Raw genomic sequence first — 17909 nt, 5'->3', positions numbered from 1 at the left:
GTGTCTCCTTTTCTCTAAAGAATTTTGGCTACATTCTTATCCATAACTGACGTTAGTGATTATTCCTCGTCCCGCTGAAGCTCTTCTGGGAGATCGATAAAGACTTTTTCGTTGGGTTGCACGCCACTAATAATCTGGGTGCGATCGCCGACTGTTGCACCAAGAACGACAGGCTTAAATTCGGGTTTGCCTTCGTCATCCGGTACAAGAACTCCTGTATCACCGGATTCGGTGGCGATCGCCACGGTGGGAACCGTCATTACACTCGTTAAATCCTCACCGATAAACGTCACATCAGTATTCATCTTTGAGCGTAGAAAATCTCGCCCTGACAACAACGCAATTCTTACCTCGAAAGACGTGACATTATTTTCAATAATCGCTTCCGGTGCAACTAATAAAACCCGCCCTTGGAAGACCTTATCGGGAAAAGCATCAGCCACAATTTCAACATCTTGACCCGGCACAATCTGATCAATATCAACCTCTGGAACCCTCGCCACCACCTCTAATCCCTTGGCGATCGCCAAAATAGACGAAGAGGTCGCCGAAGCTGTCGCTGAAGCCGAAGTTGTGGGTGTAACGAAAGCACCTTCCGACGCAAATTTTTGAGTGATCACCCCATCAAACGGTGCACGAATAATCGTGTCATCATATTGCACCGCCACAATTTCCTTTTGAGCTTGAGCCTGTTCGATCAAAGCGTTTAGGCGAGTCAGTTCCGGTTCAGCAGTACGCTGTTGCCGATCAAAATTAATACGCGCCTCTACCGCCGCGGCACTTAAAACTTCAAGCTCAGGATTGGCGGTTTGCTTAAGCTGCTCTACCCGCCGTTGCAGTTCCACCACACGTGCCTCGGCACTGCGAAACTCACTCACCACATCATCCCGCCGATCTTCGTCAATAGCGCCACTTTCTAGGAGTCTATCAAAGCGTTGTGCTTTCTCCGTAGCATTTTCTAAAGTTGACTGAGCTGCCGCTAACTGGGCTTGGGCTTGGGCAATTTCTTGGGGGATACGTTCTTGGGCTTGTTCGAGGCGTGCAGTGGCCTGATTTAAGACGGCTTCTGCTCGGTTGATATCCGCCTGGAGATTACTCTGGGTGGCGCGAAATTCGGCGATGCGCTGTTTGATCAGAGATTCTGCCTGAATACCTTGGTTAAATAATTCTTCATTATCCATAATGGCCAGTTCTTGTCCTGCCGCCACCACTTGACCTTGTTCTACTAAAAGCTTGGCGAGAATGCCGGGGTTTTTGGGACTGATATTAACGCTCTCAATGGGTTCCACTGTGCCATTGGCTTCGATGCGTACTGCCAAATTGTTGAGGGTGACAGGCACTGTTAAATCTGCAAGGCGCTCTTCGAGGCTATCGGGGCGATTACTTAAAACTCTATGAACAGGTAAACCTACAAGAAAAATACCACCAGCCAATGCCGCGAGTAGAAGTAAGATTTTCTTGGGGTTAACGGCAGATTCAGTCATAGATATGTGTGCTGGCAGATTTATGGATCAACAGTTTTGTAGTCTACTGTAATTAACTCAATATTGACTTGGTTTGATCAGCCTATTTTTACTTGATCTTTTAGATCAGTCTCTTGGAAGAGGTTTTGAGTTCCCATTTTGATCTCTAAGTATTTTTTCGTTCTTGGATTGGATTATTTAATTGTGCGTTACGCTTCGCTAACACACGCTACAGGTTCTGTTTGTGACTCGAAGAGAATTAGAGAATATTACTATGAGGGGCTTGGAGGGAGAGTTTGATGGTTAGGGGTTCTGTTAAACATCTTCCGCAAACAACTGAAATTGCTTTGGATGGCGAAATACACGTTGTCACTCTCAAATGGAGCGATCGCCGCAAAACGATTCAGATTTCAATTAATCAAGAGCAGCAAATTATTGTTCATGCTCCCAGCCAAATTAAAATTGCTGAAATCGAAGATCTTTTAAAAAAGCGAACGGCTTGGCTCCTAAAAAATCTTCAGAAAGTTGCAGAATCTTCAGTTAAAAGATTTGTACCGCAATGGGTGGATGGGGAAAAGCACTTTTATCTTGGGGAGCAATATCCCCTCAAACTTGAGTACGGCGATCGCCTCTATTTCGACTTAGAAAATAGTGTTTTTCGAGTTTGTATTTTAGAGTTCGGCGATCGCCACCAAATCCAGTTTTTAATGCGTCGTTGGTATCAGCGGCAAGCGAAAACTTTATTTCGAGAGCGGTTAGATTACTGGACAGAAAAAACAAAACCGATTCTAGAGTTAGAGCAAAAAAACATTCCGCTCAGGATTCGGGCAATGAAAACTCGGTGGGGCAGTTGCAGTAGTCTTGGTCGCATTAATCTCAATTTGCAACTGATTCAAATGCCAATGAGTTGTCTGGACTATGTGATTGTCCATGAGCTGTGTCATTTCCGCGAGATGAATCACAGTAAGCGCTTTTGGAGCCTCGTGACGCAATGTATGTCTGACTGGCAAGAGCGCCGAGCATCACTCAAACAAACTGCTATGGCGACTTGGTTGCAATGAGATCTTCGAGGGTGGCGATCGCCCGTTGAAATTCCTGAGTGAGGGGATGGTCTGGGTCAAATATTTTACTGAGTTCGCGATAGTACCAAAGAGTGCCCTCTTTTTTTCCACGAAATCGCGACCATAATTCTTCCCCGACTAAACGATAATCCCGCACAATGGACTGGAGATTGTAGAGTTTGTCCGCCATGGACACGAGTCGAACAGATTTTGGCGCTGTTTTGAGGTGATTTAAATAAGCGACTTTACGCTCTCGCCACGGCAATTTTATTTCCCCTTCGACGCTATCGGAACAGCCCATCACAATCTCTGTGACGCGATCGCCAAATTTTTCTTGAATTAAATCCCTTGTTTGCAACCCGCCTTGATCTTCCACAGCATCATGCAATAGCGCGGCGATCGCCTCGTCCTCACTCCCACCCGCCTCTAAAACCGTACTCGCAACACCCAACAAATGGGCAACATAGGGAGTACCGGAACCTTTACGGGCTTGATTACGGTGTAACTTTTCCGCAAAAACGAGCGCTTCAGAAAATCGGTCGGATAATGCCATTATTTCAGCCGTAGTTCAATAGCCCAATCCTAGCGACTGAACTGAGTTCGCTAACAAAATTCGTTAACCAAGCTTATCGGATTCTGTTTGGAAAAATGTACCGATTTTTTTGATCACCCAGCTTAAAATTGCCCCCAACATCAAAATGCCGATCGCCGGAGTAAAGACCGGTTCCCAAAGCGAATACCAGATTTCCCAGCCGAGATTAACACCAGAAGATTTACCAATGAGGGCGATCGCAAACCAGAAAAACGCGAACAGCACCACAAACACATCTGCCACAAGGAAACGGTCTAACCAAGTCGTAAACTGCTCTTTCATTCACCTAATCTAAAAATGTCCATTTAGAAAATACCGCAGCTTGACCCCGATATTGGTCTGATGTGTCGAGTAAGTCCCAGACCTTAACATTTTCAATCCGGATGCGCCGACCACTTTTTGAATAGCGAACCCCCGAATAATCAGTGATGTAGCCCATTTCACGACTATTTTGCAAGAGTTGGTTCCGAGCGTTCTGGATTTCCGCCGTTGGCGCGGCTGACTGACTAGAAGGCATGACTAATAGCTCGTCCCAAGACCGCTCCCAGAGGGTCAATGCCGTGTTGTTGCCATAGTTATAAATCGGATCAGCCTGAGTATTGTGGGACAACACCACAAAAGGTGCATGAAACAAAATACGAGCTTGCTCCGCGGGGACAACATCCCGTGGGATCAAATCTTCTTTAAACCAATGACGGTAATTGTCTAGGATTAGCTGGACTTGGGCGATCGCCTCAGGTTGTAGCCAAGGTTCTTCCATTGCCGCTCTAAGCCGTCACTAAAGCATCAACAGGTTCACCGGTGAGACTAAAGGGTCGAACCTCAGTAATTTTCACCGCAACAATTTTCCCCTGAAGTTCGTTAATATCGCCCTCAAAGAATGTCAGACGGTTGCCACTAGTGCGCCCCATGACCTGACTGGGATCTTTAGGATTTTGACCCTCCACCAAAACTTGCTCAACCCTGCCCGCATAACGCTCAGAACGTTCCGCTGCTTTTTGATTGACTAGGCGATTGAGTCGTTGGAGGCGATCGCTCTTCACTTCCTCAGAAAGTTGATTATCCCAAAGTGCCGCAGGCGTACCGGGACGGGGGGAATAAGCCGCCGTATTGAGCTGATCAAAACCAATATCCTCAACAAGCTTGAGGGTATTTTCAAATTGCTCCTCTGTCTCGCCGGGGAATGCCACAATCGCATCGGCACTAATGGACGCATCCGGCATATATTTACGCACATTGTCGATAATGCGACGGTACTTTTCATGGGTATAACCGCGACGCATTGCCTTCAACACCTCATTATCACCAGACTGGAACGGAATATGAAAATGCTCACAAATCTTCGGTAGCTCATGACAAGCTTTGATCAAACGCTCCGTGAAATAGCGGGGGTGGCTAGTGGCAAAACGGATGCGCTCAATGCCCGGCACATCATGCACAAAATATAAAAGATCCGTCAAATTATATTTATTGCGCCCTTCCGCCGTTGTGCCCGGTAAATCGCGACCATAGGCATCAATATTTTGACCAAGGAGTGTCACTTCCTTAAAGCCCTGGCGGCCTAGCTCTTCCATTTCCGCGTAAATCGCTTCAGGATAACGGGATTGCTCTGTGCCCCGCACACCGGGAACTACACAATAAGTACAGTGCTCATTACAGCCATAAATCACATTCACCCAAGCAGTTACTGAGCTATCGCGGCGGGGTTTGGTAATGTCTTCAACAATATGAATCGGTTCTGTGGCAACAATTTGGCTACCATTATCTACTTGCTCTAAAAGTTCTTGGAGACGATTAGCATGCTGGGGCCCCATAATCAGATCCACTTCCGGCACGCGACGCAATAAACTTTCGCCCTCTTGCTGAGCCACACAGCCCGCAACAATTAACTTCAAATCAGGCTTGGAATGCTTGCGTTTTGCCTGACGACCAAGATAGGAATAAACTTTTTGTTCTGCATTATCGCGAATAGTGCAGGTGTTGTAGAGCACTAGATCTGCCTCGTTGGGATCCTCTGAGAACTGATATCCCATATCTTCTAAAATGCCTGCCATACGCTCGGAGTCGGCTTTGTTCATCTGGCAGCCGAAGGTGGTAATGTGATATTGACGAGGCTCAGTCATGGTTTTTTTTGGAGTATGTTCTGTAGCTATATGCAAAAGAGCAATTCCTGATTTTACCAAGTTGTGTTTCTTTACGATCGCTTTTTTTCGCTTCTAGACCATTATTTTAGGTTTGGCGATCGCCGCTCTCATCAGCTTTCTTCTTGAAAATATTTTCTTGGACTCATCACAGGCTCTATTTTCATTAAAATTTCCATTGAGCTTAGAAATAATCAAGACATTCACGAGTTTGGGTGAAGCTTTCCATTCCTAGCAGATCATCTATATACTATGTTGATGATGTTTGTGTATCTTCAGCTACTATTTACCTGATTCATCGGTATCAGCCATCTGCATCATGACCTTAAACCGTTATAGTTTGGGACAGTTATCGGTTACTAATATTTTTAGAACCCAAAAAACTTGAATGAATACAGAATCTTATTTTAATCACCCAACTTTTGGGATGCTTTTTTTAATTTGTGAGCTAGAAGATAACGAAGAATTGTTCACCACACTCTACGCTCAACGATTATTTTTCCTAGTGCAGCACGGCAAAACAAATATGACCTTTGAACCCATTACGCGCATGGATGCTCGCATGAAGGTAGAGCAGCGTTTACGTAAGGTTCGTCGTTTTGGATCCCCAGAGGAGATCCAATCACTCCAAGCGCTATACAAGCGAACTTTCCAGTAAATTATCCGTTTGTATGTCTGATTCTATTGCTCGCCAGATCGAAGCGCTCTCCCAGCAGCTCCCGCCATCAACGAAGCTAATCGCCGTTAGTAAGACCCATAGTATTGAAAAAATCCGTGCAGCCTACCATGCAGGTATTCGTGATTTTGCTGAAAATCGTCTGCAAGAGGCTTTAGCAAAACAGGAAGAACTCGCTGATCTCTCCGATATTCGCTGGCACTTCATCGGCCATCTGCAAAAAAATAAAGCGAAAAAGGCGATCGCCCACTTTGACTGGATCCATACCATCGATAGCTTAGCCCTCGCCCAAAAACTCAATAGCTATGCCGAAGCTTTAGGGCGATCGCCCAAATTTTGTTTGCAAGTAAAACCTTTGCCAGATCCCAATAAATTCGGTTGGGACATTAAGCAACTATCCAGAGAATTACCCGAACTCGCCAAATGTCAGAGCCTAAAAATTCAAGGTTTAATGACAATTTTACCTTTAGGTTTAACGCCCGATGGCGCGACAGCAGCCTTTAAAACCGTTTACAACCTACAAAAGCAACTGAATCAAAATCCAGCATTTCCCTTTGAACTTAAAGAACTATCCATGGGCATGTCCGGTGATTATTCCCAAGCGATTGAGGCGGGCAGCACAATGATTCGAGTGGGTAGTGCTATTTTCGGGCAACGGCAGTAATTCAATGAAATTCGTGATCCCCAAATTTTGGCGATCGCCCCTAGACATGGCCATGTCAAAAAAACAAGAAACCTTACCAGTATTCCCGGATTAGTTGATGAGTTTCATCAGCCGCAATTCATTAATAAAAATTTATAGAAGTAGCTGCGTCAAACAGAGAATTGTGGGGCAAAATGAAGCGTAATTTAGAGATTTAGGTTTAATTTAGCAAAAAAACCGAAAAAAACTGATTAAACTCTAGACAAAATAGAAACATAAGATATGCTGAAAAAGCATTAAGTCTAGGCGGGGTCTCTCCTATCCTTGAGTCTTTTCGCAATTAGACATTTATGGGAATTATAGAAAAAACTATTTCTCATGCCAGACCAAGCATATTAAACTGAAAATCAATATCAAGGATATTTCGCACTATGTTTACAAAGTTACGTGATTTTTTGGGCTTTAACGAGACCGAGGAATTCGAGGAGTATTACGAAGAAGAGGTTGATGGCACTGACTATGCAGCCCTTTATCCTGCTGACACTCCGGCTCCTCTAGTCGAAGAAGAAAAGTCCCGTCCTCGTCGTCTCCGTGAAAACCCCACTGTAGCTTCTGATTTTGGCATGAACTCTAATTCCGCTCCCCGCAGTAACGTTATCGGTATGCCCGGCGTTAACAACGGTTTGTCCGAAGTTGTTGTTTGTGAGCCCCACTCCTTTGAGGAGATGCCCCAGGTGATTCAGTCCTTGAGAGAGCGTCGTTCTGTGGTTCTCAACCTCAATATGATGGATCCAGACGAAGCGCAACGTGCCGTCGATTTTGTGGCTGGTGGCACCTATGCGATCGATGGTCACCAAGAGCGTATTGGCGATAGTATCTTCCTCTTCACCCCCAACTGTGTTCAGGTGACGAATCAGTCTGGCGTTGTTCATGAAGCTCCTGTTCAGCCTACTGCTCCCCGCACAGCGACTCCTGCTCCCGCTTGGAATGAAGAAATGGCTCCTGTTGCTCAGGCTCAGTAATTTGATGGCTTATTCCGATACGTTTTTCTATAGGTGCATTTAAGAAAAATAAGTTATACATTTTCCATTTAATTATTTTTAATCATTAGAAAGGACGGCCTAAGGTCGTCTCTTTTTTTTGTGAGTTGATTTCGTTTCGTCTGATCTGTGAAGATATCTTGGAATGAAAAACTCTGTAGTACAACAACTTGGACGAAATCTTCGGGAAATTATGGCTGTTAAATTTGGGATGATCGGTGGCGGGGTGATGGGGGAGGCTCTACTATCTCGATTGTTAAAGCAGGGTTTATATAGACCGTCTGATGTGGTGGTTAGTGAGCCTGTCGCCGCGCGGCGGGACTATTTACAGCAGGAGTATGGTGTTTCTGTTACGGCAAGTAATGGAGATGCAGCCTCTGCCACTGATGTGCTCATGTTGGCGATTAAACCGCAAATTTTTGACAAGGTAACGGCTGAATTGCAGTCAAAGGGGCTGATGGAGCGTCCTCTTGTTTTGTCGATTTTGGCGGGGGTTGCCTTGGATAAGTTAAGTGCTGGATTTGAGGGTTACCCGGTGGTGCGGGTGATGCCTAATACTCCGGCTATTGTGGGTCAAGGGATGACGGCGATCGCCCCCAGTGATTTAGTGTTGCCAGAGCAGGTGGAGTTGGCAAAGCAAATTTTTGCGGCGGTCGGTGAAGTGGTTGAAGTGCCAGAGTATCTCATGGATGCGGTCACGGGTTTATCGGGATCGGGTCCGGCATTTGTGGCGTTAATGATTGAAGCTTTAGCCGATGGTGGTGTTGCCTCTGGTTTGCCCCGCCCCATTGCCCAGCAGCTTGCCCTGCAAACTGTTAAGGGCACAGCAGAGCTGTTACAGGATTCTGGTTTACACCCCGCCCAACTGAAAGACCGTGTGACGAGTCCCGGCGGCACAACGATTGCTGGTGTTGCTACCCTAGAGGCAAATGGTTTTCGTTCGGCCGTGATTGAAGCGGTTAAAGCGGCCAAACAGCGTTCTGAAGAATTAGGTCAATGAAACTCTCTGGTGTTTTAGATAAGGCGATCGCCCTCCATGACCTCACGGTTGAAGAGGGGATTTTTCTGCTGGAGCAGGATCAATCCAGTGCCATTGAAGCAATTCGACAGGCTGCGGAGCAAATGCGGCGATCGCTTTGCGGTGAGACTGTAACCTATGTGGTGAATCGTAATCTTAATTTCACCAATATTTGTGAGCAACATTGTCATTTCTGCGCGTTTCGGCGGGATGCGGGCGATGATGGCGCATTTTGGCTGGATAATGCCCAATTATTAGAAAAAGCAACCGATGCGGTACACCGTGGGGCAACGGAGATTTGTATGCAAGGCGGTCTTAATCTTGAGGCGAAAATTAACGGGCGATCACTGGATTATTATCTCGATTTAGTGCGATCCCTGAAAAAAGCATTTCCCCAGTTACATATCCATGCCTTTTCCCCCCAAGAAATTGAATTTATTGCCCGCGAAGATCAGCTTAGTTTTGCAGATGTGATTCTTGCCCTAAAAAATGTCGGCGTTGGTTCTTTACCCGGTACTGCGGCGGAGGTTTTAGATGACCAAATTCGTCGTCAAATTTGCCCCGAAAAACTCAATACCAGTACATGGCTAAAAATTGTCGGGCTTGCCCATGCCCTCGGCATGATGACCACGAGTACGATGCTGTGCGGTCATATCGAAACCATCGAACAGCAAGTGAAGCATTTAGAAGAGGTGCGATCCCTTCAGAAAATTGCCGTTAAAAAAAATTACTCCGCAAAAATTAGCGAATTTATTTTGCTGCCCTTTGTGGGGCAAGATGCGCCTGTGGTATTGCGAAAAAAAGTTGGTCGCGATCAACCAGATTTAAACAAAACTCTGCATCTCACCGCTGTATCCCGTTTATTTCTCGGACGCTGGATCACGAATCACCAGCCCAGTTGGGTCAAACTGGGTTTGGCTGGGGCAACAGAAGCATTGCGGTGGGGTTGCAATGACCTTGGGGGAACACTAATGGAAGAGCACATTACAACCATGGCTGGAGCCCAGGGGGGCACTTGTTTAACTGTCGAGCAACTGCAAAAGGCGATCGCCAATCTTGGGAGACCCTATGCTGAGCGAACCACCCTATATAAAAAGCTTGATAAACCAGTTCAAGATTTACCGCTACTGATCAGTTAAAGTAACAATTGGCACAATTTTTATTGAAACTATAAAACTAATCAATAACAACTTTTTTTTTGCGTAATTTTTATTTTTCAGGAGAACCCAAAATGGATTTGGTTGCACTCCAAAGCCTTTTAGATAACACCTCATTTCTCGTCCTCTTTATTACCATGCTCGTTTATTGGGGTGGTGCTGCGTTTCCAAGCCTGACTGTGCTCCAAAAACTGGGCACTATCGGTGTGGCGATCGCCAACCTATGTATGGCGACTCTACTTGGCGCACGCTGGTTGGAAGCCGGATATTTCCCCCTCAGTAACCTCTACGAATCCCTCTTTTTTCTCGCGTGGGGCGTGACAACCATGCATCTCATTGCAGAAAATATGAGCCGTAGTCGTTGGGTTGGCACCGTGACCACCCCTGTCGCCATGGGCATTACCGCCTTTGCCGCCCTCTCCTTACCCGAAGAAATGCAAAATTCGGCTCCCCTCGTACCCGCCCTCAAATCTAATTGGTTGATGATGCACGTTAGCGTCATGATGATCAGCTATTCAGCTTTGTTAGTGGGATCTTTATTGGCGATCGCCTTTTTGATTGTGACAAGAGGCCAAAAAATCGAATTACGCGGCAGCTCCGTCGGCAACGGTTCCTATCGTCTCCGCAATAACCAACCAGAATCCGAAGACCCCTTAACAGCCATTGCTTTCACCAAAGAACAACCGAGTTTTGACGGGAATGCCGCGGTCCTAACCCAACCCTCCCTAGAAAATCTTGCCGCAGCACCCAGTCTTAGCCCACAAATGTTGAGTCTTGCCGACACTTTAGATAACATTAGTTACCGCATCATTGGTCTTGGATTTCCCCTGCTAACTATCGGCATTATTTCCGGGGGAGTCTGGGCAAATGAAGCATGGGGTTCTTACTGGAGCTGGGATCCCAAAGAAACTTGGGCATTGATTACATGGCTTGTTTTTGCCGCTTACCTCCATGCTCGTATTACCCGTGGCTGGCAAGGTAGACAACCCGCCCTCCTAGCCGCAGCCGGATTTGTCGTCGTGTGGATTTGCTATCTCGGCGTTAATATTCTTGGCAAAGGACTCCATTCCTACGGCTGGTTTTTCTAAAAAGACTTTAATTTTGGCAAAAAAAAGCCATTCCGACAGGAAAATCACGACTAGAATGGTGCACAGGGTACATCACGTATCATTTAAGAACGCTCTTTAATCTTTATTACCTAGTATTCGACATTGTGGGGAAACGACCGTGAGCAAAAACTTTCAACCACTGAGCAGCGGCGAGGTTCTGTCCGTCGGGAACGAATCCCAGATTGTGATTGGACACAGTACCTTCCGAGTGAGTGAATTTACAGCAGCTTTAAAACAGCTCATGCTCGAAAATGGTGTTGGCGGTGTAACCCCCGAAACCATCGATTGGCTTACTGCTGAGGGTATTGACTGTGATGTTTTACGCTTCGGCTCCGATGGCTGGGTGAAAGGGAAAGTTCGTTTACATCTAGAGTTTTCGGAAGATTCTGATGCGGAGGTAAGTCCTGACCCAAAAACTGAGGCAGCTATCGAGTCCTTCGCTCCGGTAGCTGCCGCAACATCCGTAATCGCTGAATCTGCGGCGTCTGAAATTGACGATCTGGATTTAGATTTTGCTGATGATGAGTTTGATTTTCCTGAAGATTCTGCAACTCCCATATCTAGTGCTGAAACGACGGTTGATGCGAAGGACACTTTTGTTCAGGAAGATGACGAAAGTTTTGATGATTTATTTGCGGCAGATGAACTAGAGGAGACCTCAGAAGAATCTGGTGATACGGGCTTAGATGATTTATTTGCAGAGGACGCTTTAGAGGAAACTGGAGCGACAGAGCTTGGCGCGGATGATAGTATCATCAGCTCTGACGAAGGGGATTTTGATGCTGCCGTGGGTGAGTTTGCTGACTTACTGGGTGATGCTGACTCGGAATCTGACTCGGAGGCGATCGCCGAGACAGAAGACCATACCGCATTAGATGCCGCCGTTGCACCACAGGCCGACGAAGACGAACTTAATGATCTATTTGGTGACGACAGTCTATTTGACGAAGACAGTAGCACTGAAACAACGATAGAAGATCAAGAAGGAGTTCTAGCGGGTTTAGACACAGAACTAGAATCCATTGGCGAGGACACTGCCGACGATTCCCTTGATTTTGACTTTGGTGATGGTGATCTCGAAGCAGATTCTAGCGCTGAACTGGAGTCTGTCACTGACGATAGTGACGATGATTTGTTTGGTGATGCAGAGGATGATTTATTTGCGGATGCCGAAGATAGTTCTCCAGCCGAGACAGACACCGCAGCAGAAACTTTAGCAGCAGAAACTTTAGATGAACTAGGGCTTGATGCGGACGAAGATAGCGATGACCTATTCGCTGATGCTGAAGATCTCTTTGGAGAGGATGAATCTAGTGAAAGTGCCAACGATGCTGATGCGAGCCTTGAGGAGTTAAGCTTCGATGACGATGACTCAGACTCAATACTCCCAGAGGATGACAGTAGTGACGATGGAGCTTTTGCTGATTTTGGCGAGTTTTTGACCGAGGAATCCTCTGAACCTGATACCGATGATGGGGCAGAGCTTGGTTTAGATAATCTTTTTGACGAAGATGACTCAGACGCGGAAGAATCTCTGTTTGATGATCCCTTTGAGGAGGCGATCGCCCCAGAGGATACAGCAGCCGCTAGTGACGATGACTTCCTCACTGATTTTGAAGCGGCTGGAGATACCGAAATTTCCCAGGGTGATAGTGCTAACCCCGAAAATGCCTTGGAATCAACCTTTAACTCAACCTTTAACGAAGAAGAAAATGATTTTTCCTTCGAACAAAGTGACCTTGATTTCGATGGCTCTATGGATGATGAGGTCGCCAATTTATTGCTAGACAACGAAGACGAGATCAGTGACGAAGACGACTTAACAGCAGAAGAGTTGCCCCCTGAAATTGATTTCGGCTCAACGGAGGATCTCGGAGAGTTTATTGATGTTTCAATTATGAAGAAGAAAATGGCTTCGCCTGCTTCTGCCATTGAAACAGAGTCTCCCGCCGATACAGCTCCTCAAATGGAGTCCCCCTTTGATCTCGGCGATAATAGTGGTGTCATGGACAGTGGCGAGGAAGACATTAGTCTCGGTGAATTATTTGAAAGTAATGACGACGAGGATTTCGACTTTGATGCTTTAGATGATGGAGATGACCCTCTAGATGCCGTCACTGGCGACGAAGAAGAGGTGTCCGCCGATATTTGGGAGCTTGAATAGTTATCGGTGAACTGGTCGTTACTCCATGCTCGTGTTCATCGGCATTTAAAGGACACCCAGTTACTCGCTCCTGGACAGAAAATCTTGGTCGCTGTTTCCGGTGGCCAAGATTCTCTTTGTCTGGGGCAACTACTCGTCGATCTCTCCTCACGTTGGCAGTGGCAGTTGGCGATCGCCCACTGTAATCACGGCTGGTCTGGAGACGCGGCGATCGCCGACCATGTTCGTAAAATCGCACAGCAATGGCACAGGCCTTTTTTTTCGCGCGAAGCCACAACCCCCATTAAAGAAACAGAAGCAGCAGCCCGGCAATGGCGTTATCAGCAATTAACAGCTATGGCGCTAGCAAAAAAATTCAACTCAATTGCCACAGGACATACCCTTACCGACCGTGCCGAAACCTTACTGTTTAATCTCGTGCGCGGCTCCGGTTTACAAGGCTTAGGCGCTTTAACAGAACAGCGATGTCTCGCAGATCACGTCACCCTTACCCGTCCTTTACTCACCGTGAGTCGCACCGAAACAGCCGCTTTTTGTCAGGAATTTAACCTACCTATTTACGAGGATATTTATAATCAAAATCTTCATTTTTCCCGTAATCGGCTACGTCACAATGTCTTTCCAGAATTAAAACAAATTAACAAAAAAACAGAACAACACCTCGCCCAAACAGCAGCAATTTGCCAAGAAGAAAATGAATATTTAGAGGCGATCGCCTCAGATAAACTAAGCCAATACTTAAACAAAGATCAATCATTACAAAGGCTTCCACTAAGGCAACTTCATCCGGCATTACAACGACGTATTCTTTGGCAATATCTGGCCTTAATACTGTCAAAAACACCCACATTTCAACAAGTTGAAGAATCACGACAACTCATTCAAGCCCCTAACCACAGCCAAACTTCAAGTTTTTTTCGAGCTATTAGATTAGCAGTACAAAATGAACTTATTATCCCTATCGCCTCTAATTTACAATAGTTAAAGAGACCTTGAATCTTGAATTCTTTATTATTTTCGAGCCTATGCATTCAAACACAGGCTATTATCTTCTGAGAGGCTCTTAAGTCTAAAACTCTAGTTATATAGATTTAGTAAAGATACCGTTTACTTGCTTACGTATTTATACTGAACTTTATTAAATGTACGTATTTTATTACTGATTATCTAGAGATTTCACGAAAGATGTGCCAAGATATTTGTTGAAATAATCTTACCCAACTGATTTCGAAAATTATTGCTTGGCTCAAAATTTACACTATTTATTTAGCAAGTCAAGCTCAAATATATTGAAATTGCATCTTAATTTTAATTTTTTATCAGGGCAGCTTGAAGGTCGCATCTACAGCCTCAATTTAGAAGCCAAGGTACTAATATGACGACCGTAATGGGTGACACAATTAAGCAGCAAACACTTCAGCTATTGCAGCAATATCAACAAAGTGGAGATGTCAACCTACGCAATAAAATAGTCAACTTAAACATTGGTCTTGTGCGTAAAGAGGCGCATCATTGGACAAAACAATGTAATGAAAGCTTTGACGATTTGTTGCAGGTCGGTAGTATTGGCCTATTGCGAGCCATTGAGCGATTTACCCTTGATAAAGGTAATGCCTTTAGCTCCTTTGCCAGTCCCTATATTCGTGGTGAAATTCAGCATTATTTACGGGATAAAAGCACAACGGTGCGCATTCCCCGCCGTGTCCTACAGCTACGTCGCCAGTCAGCCAAGTTTATTCGAGCCTTTCGTGCCGAACATCACCGTCAACCGTCGCCTGCAGAGGTTGCTGAAGGCCTAGAGATTTCTCTTGCGGAGTGGCAGGAAGTCAATTTGGCTTATCAAAATCGTGATCCTTTGAGTCTTGATCTCACGATTTCGCCGGATGATAATGAGTCTGTTTGTCTTGGGGATCTGGTGCCGGATCCTGAATATAAGAGTTTCCAGTTAGCGATGGAAGACCGAATTCGTTTGCAGCAGGGCTTGGCTCAGCTGGAGGAGCGTACGCGTAAGGTGCTTGAGTTTGTATTCTTGCAGGATTTGACGCAAAAGGAGGCGGCGGAAATTATGGGGGTGAGTGTGATTACGGTGTCTCGCCGCATGAAGAAGGGTTTGTCTTCTCTGAAGCAAATTTTAGGGGGTTAGCGATCGCCGACTTTTGGAATTAGTTAGTGGTGAGTTGATCTTTTTTTGTTAGCAGATTTTAGGGGCTGGGGCGGTTGTGCTGTTTTAAAGTGCGGCTTACAACTAAAATTAGTCTGGTTTTTGGTATGGACGTATTTTTGTGATGACTTCTGTTGCCTCCCCTCCGACTGACTCAATTCTTGAGGTGAAGCGGCTAACACGGCGCTTTGGTGGTTTGGTTGCGGTTAATGATGTTTCGTTTCAGGTCAATCAAGGGGAAATTTTTGGGTTGATTGGTCCTAATGGTGCGGGGAAAACAACTTTTTTTAATATGTTGACGGGGATGATTCCGCCATCGGCCGGTAAGGTTGTTTATCGTGGTCAGGAAATTCAGGGTTTTGCGCCCCATCGTATTGCGAGTTGTGGGATTGCTCGGACGTTTCAAAATTTGCGTTTGTTTGGTAATTTGTCGGCGCTGGAAAATGTGGCGATCGCCCGCCATCGTCACCAAAAGACAAATTTAATTGAGGGAATTTTAGGTTTGCCCAATGCCCGTAGAGCGGAGCAGGAAACCTATGACCGAGCGAAGATGCTTTTAGATTTAGTGGGTCTTACGGGAAAATATCGGCAGCAAGCCTGTAATTTTTCCTATGGTGATCAGCGCCGTCTGGAAATTGCGCGGGCGATCGCCCTAGAGCCAGATTTATTGTTACTGGATGAACCAGCGGCAGGCATGAACCCCAACGAAAAAGGGGCATTAAGTGATTTGATTCGGCAAATTCGGGTGCAATTTGATTTAACAGTCCTGTTGATTGAGCATCATATTCCGTTGGTCATGGGGCTATGCGATCGCATCGCTGTGCTGGATTTTGGTGAATTAATTGCCCTCGGTACACCGGAAAGTGTCAAAGATGATCCGGCAGTAATCGAAGCCTATCTGGGAGACGAATAATGTTGGAACTGATTGATTTATCGGTGAATTACGGTGGCATTGAAGCGCTTAAGGATATTCATCTCACGGTAAATGCAGGGGAAATTGTCACCCTTATCGGGGCGAACGGGGCGGGCAAAACCACCACTCTTAAAGCGATTTCCCGCTTGGTGAATCCGATAAAGGGGAAAATCTTGTATGACGGCAAAGACTTAACGAAAATGGCGGCTCATGAGGTTGTTCGTGTGGGAATTGCCCATAGCCCGGAAGGTCGCCGCATTCTTGCTCAGCAAACGGTACTGACAAATTTAGAGTTGGGTGCTTATATTCGCGATGATAAAGCCGGAATTCAAGCCGATATCGAAAAGCAATTTGTGATCTTTCCGCGGCTCGCTGAGCGCAAAAATCAGGTGGCAGGGACATTGAGCGGCGGTGAACAACAGATGTTGGCGATCGCCAGAGCGGTGATGAGTCGTCCAAAATTATTACTGCTAGACGAACCAAGTTTGGGGTTAGCACCGCAAATTGTGAAAGATATTTTTAATGTCATTCGACAACTGCACGCTGACGGCACAACGATTTTGCTAGTTGAACAAAATGCCAATCTTGCCCTCGAATGCAGCGATCGCGGTTATGTCCTAGAAGCGGGTTATCTCAAAATTACAGGCGATGCCAAAACATTACTCAATGATGATCAAGTGAAAGCAGCCTATCTCGGCTAATCGACACCTATTGCACTGTAACGCTCAGGGCATAGCTCGTATTATTTTCCTGTGCCTTGACCGTCACGATGTAGTCGCCACTAAAGGGCAAGGTAAAGTCGAGAAATTCCGGCAAATCTTCTTGGATCACTTCGCCATTGTCGACTTCAACGTCAAATACAGCCGCGCCACTACCGTTGGTAATATCGAGATACATGTCCTGACCTTCTTGGGCATTAATGAGATATACCTGTGTTTGATTAGCCGCTAAACTTCCTTTCACAACTGTTTGGGATGCGCCATCGTTAAACTGAATACGCACTGGCGATGTCGCTGTGGATACGGCTTTAGGCTGTGGACTGGCGGGCTGTGGGTTAGGTGGCTGTGGATTAGTCGGTTGGGATTGGGTGGGAGCGGTAACTGGGGCCGGTTTTGGTGGTGCTGGAGTGCTGGTCGGGGCGGCGGCAACGGGTTTTTCGGGGTTTTTATCGGCGGATTTGAGGGCAATAATTTCTTCGCAGTCAACGCGTTTGAGTAAGACGGCGCTGTCGCTACTAAATTGATTTTTGTTTAATGTCCAAGTTTCGGTACTTTCCTGTGTGTCGTCTTCGATTTTGGTGGTTACTGAAGCTGTTAATTCGTCGCCTTCGAGCGCGCCGGCAAAGTTTTGGTTGTAGGAGGTGTAGTAGGCGTTTTCATCGTCGGTTACGGTGGCTTCGAGGCTGCCGGTGACACTTTGGTCTGGCTCAACTAAAAATTCGGCGATCGCCTGTATCGTTTCTTCTTCAGTGCGGTAGCAATAGGAACCAGCTTCTAGGGTGATTTTGTCTTCACTGTCGAGGGGTTCGCCCTGTACCGTCGGGACGGAGGAATCGGGTTCGATCGATGTCTCTTCCGGTTCCGAACCGCCGCAACTAGCGAGGGCGATCGCCGTGACGAGAGTCACAAAAACGACGTTAAATCGAGAAGAAAAATTGAGCCTCACAAACATTACCTCTACAGGTTTTTTAAATATTTTTTTAGTATCCTTTTTATCTTATCGACGGGGAATTTTTTTTGCGGCTAAAGCTCACAAAAGATTAACCCTTTTA

The 17909-nt window shown here is 46.0% G+C and carries 18 protein-coding genes; 12 read left to right on the top strand and 6 right to left on the bottom strand.

Annotation, left to right across the window (positions count from 1 at the left end; genetic code table 11):
• Nucleotides 1-59 precede the first annotated feature (59 nt).
• A complete protein-coding gene (locus NIES208_RS12320) occupies nt 60-1490 on the bottom strand; it encodes an efflux RND transporter periplasmic adaptor subunit (protein ID WP_075893179.1) in 1431 nt (476 codons plus the stop codon).
• 272 nt (nt 1491-1762) lie between these two features.
• Between NIES208_RS12320 and NIES208_RS12315 the strand changes: the two genes are divergently transcribed.
• Nucleotides 1763-2524, top strand: coding sequence for a M48 family metallopeptidase (locus NIES208_RS12315; protein ID WP_075893177.1), 762 nt, complete (start codon nt 1763-1765; stop codon nt 2522-2524).
• Here NIES208_RS12315 and NIES208_RS12310 read toward each other — a convergent pair.
• The 4 genes from NIES208_RS12310 to miaB all read right to left on the bottom strand — a co-directional run bounded on the left by NIES208_RS12310 (nt 2502) and on the right by miaB (nt 5239).
• Nucleotides 2502-3077, bottom strand: a complete 576-nt coding sequence (locus NIES208_RS12310) for an HD domain-containing protein (protein ID WP_075893175.1) — start codon at nt 3075-3077, stop codon at nt 2502-2504. The genes NIES208_RS12315 and NIES208_RS12310 overlap by 23 nt on opposite strands.
• Nucleotides 3078-3140: 63 nt before the next feature.
• Entirely contained in the window at nt 3141-3398 is a 258-nt protein-coding gene (locus NIES208_RS12305) for a hypothetical protein (protein ID WP_075893173.1), read from the bottom strand.
• A 4-nt stretch (nt 3399-3402) separates the two neighbouring features.
• Nucleotides 3403-3876, bottom strand: coding sequence for an MEKHLA domain-containing protein (locus NIES208_RS12300; RefSeq protein ID WP_075893171.1), 474 nt, complete (start codon nt 3874-3876; stop codon nt 3403-3405).
• A 7-nt stretch (nt 3877-3883) separates the two neighbouring features.
• Nucleotides 3884-5239, bottom strand: a complete 1356-nt coding sequence (miaB, locus tag NIES208_RS12295) for a tRNA (N6-isopentenyl adenosine(37)-C2)-methylthiotransferase MiaB (protein WP_075893169.1) — start codon at nt 5237-5239, stop codon at nt 3884-3886.
• A gap of 406 nt (nt 5240-5645) precedes the next feature.
• Here miaB and pipX point away from each other — a divergent pair, with 406 nt between their 5' ends.
• From pipX to NIES208_RS12240, 11 genes are all read left to right on the top strand, one after another.
• Entirely contained in the window at nt 5646-5915 is a 270-nt protein-coding gene (gene pipX, locus NIES208_RS12290) for a transcriptional coactivator PipX (protein WP_075893167.1), read from the top strand.
• A gap of 13 nt (nt 5916-5928) precedes the next feature.
• Nucleotides 5929-6597: a YggS family pyridoxal phosphate-dependent enzyme gene (locus NIES208_RS12285; protein ID WP_075893165.1), complete on the top strand. Its 669-nt coding sequence runs from the start codon at nt 5929-5931 to the stop codon at nt 6595-6597.
• A gap of 410 nt (nt 6598-7007) precedes the next feature.
• A complete protein-coding gene (locus tag NIES208_RS12280) occupies nt 7008-7598 on the top strand; it encodes a cell division protein SepF (RefSeq protein ID WP_075893163.1) in 591 nt (196 codons plus the stop codon).
• A 211-nt stretch (nt 7599-7809) separates the two neighbouring features.
• Entirely contained in the window at nt 7810-8616 is an 807-nt protein-coding gene (gene proC / locus NIES208_RS12275; RefSeq protein WP_075893187.1) for a pyrroline-5-carboxylate reductase, read from the top strand.
• Nucleotides 8613-9773 (top strand): 7,8-didemethyl-8-hydroxy-5-deazariboflavin synthase subunit CofH, encoded by a 1161-nt coding sequence (gene cofH, locus NIES208_RS12270; RefSeq protein ID WP_075893161.1) that lies wholly within the window; start codon nt 8613-8615, stop codon nt 9771-9773. Before proC ends, cofH begins: the two co-directional genes overlap by 4 nt.
• Nucleotides 9774-9865: 92 nt before the next feature.
• A complete protein-coding gene (gene ccsB, locus NIES208_RS12265) occupies nt 9866-10879 on the top strand; it encodes a c-type cytochrome biogenesis protein CcsB (protein ID WP_075893159.1) in 1014 nt (337 codons plus the stop codon).
• A gap of 139 nt (nt 10880-11018) precedes the next feature.
• On the top strand, nt 11019-13064 hold the full coding sequence (locus NIES208_RS12260) for a KGK domain-containing protein (RefSeq protein WP_075893157.1): 2046 nt from the start codon (nt 11019-11021) through the stop codon (nt 13062-13064).
• An 84-nt stretch (nt 13065-13148) separates the two neighbouring features.
• A complete protein-coding gene (gene tilS / locus NIES208_RS12255) occupies nt 13149-14045 on the top strand; it encodes a tRNA lysidine(34) synthetase TilS (protein ID WP_235641385.1) in 897 nt (298 codons plus the stop codon).
• Nucleotides 14046-14439: 394 nt separating this feature from the next.
• Nucleotides 14440-15207, top strand: coding sequence for an RNA polymerase sigma factor SigF (locus NIES208_RS12250; RefSeq protein WP_075893153.1), 768 nt, complete (start codon nt 14440-14442; stop codon nt 15205-15207).
• A 142-nt stretch (nt 15208-15349) separates the two neighbouring features.
• Nucleotides 15350-16138 (top strand): ABC transporter ATP-binding protein, encoded by a 789-nt coding sequence (locus NIES208_RS12245; RefSeq protein WP_075893151.1) that lies wholly within the window; start codon nt 15350-15352, stop codon nt 16136-16138.
• Nucleotides 16138-16839 carry an ABC transporter ATP-binding protein gene (locus NIES208_RS12240; RefSeq protein WP_075893149.1) on the top strand — a complete coding sequence of 234 codons (702 nt, stop codon included), beginning with the start codon at nt 16138-16140 and terminating at the stop codon, nt 16837-16839. Before NIES208_RS12245 ends, NIES208_RS12240 begins: the two co-directional genes overlap by 1 nt.
• A gap of 7 nt (nt 16840-16846) precedes the next feature.
• Here the strand turns inward: NIES208_RS12240 and NIES208_RS12235 are convergent, their stop codons facing one another.
• Nucleotides 16847-17764, bottom strand: coding sequence for a hypothetical protein (locus tag NIES208_RS12235; RefSeq protein ID WP_139325048.1), 918 nt, complete (start codon nt 17762-17764; stop codon nt 16847-16849).
• Nucleotides 17765-17909: the final 145 nt, after the last annotated feature.

The organism is [Limnothrix rosea] IAM M-220, assembly GCF_001904615.1.
GTDB lineage: Bacteria > Cyanobacteriota > Cyanobacteriia > Cyanobacteriales > MRBY01 > MRBY01.
The sequence above is the reverse complement of the archived record's forward strand: the minus strand, read 5'-3'. Positions and strand labels throughout refer to the sequence as shown.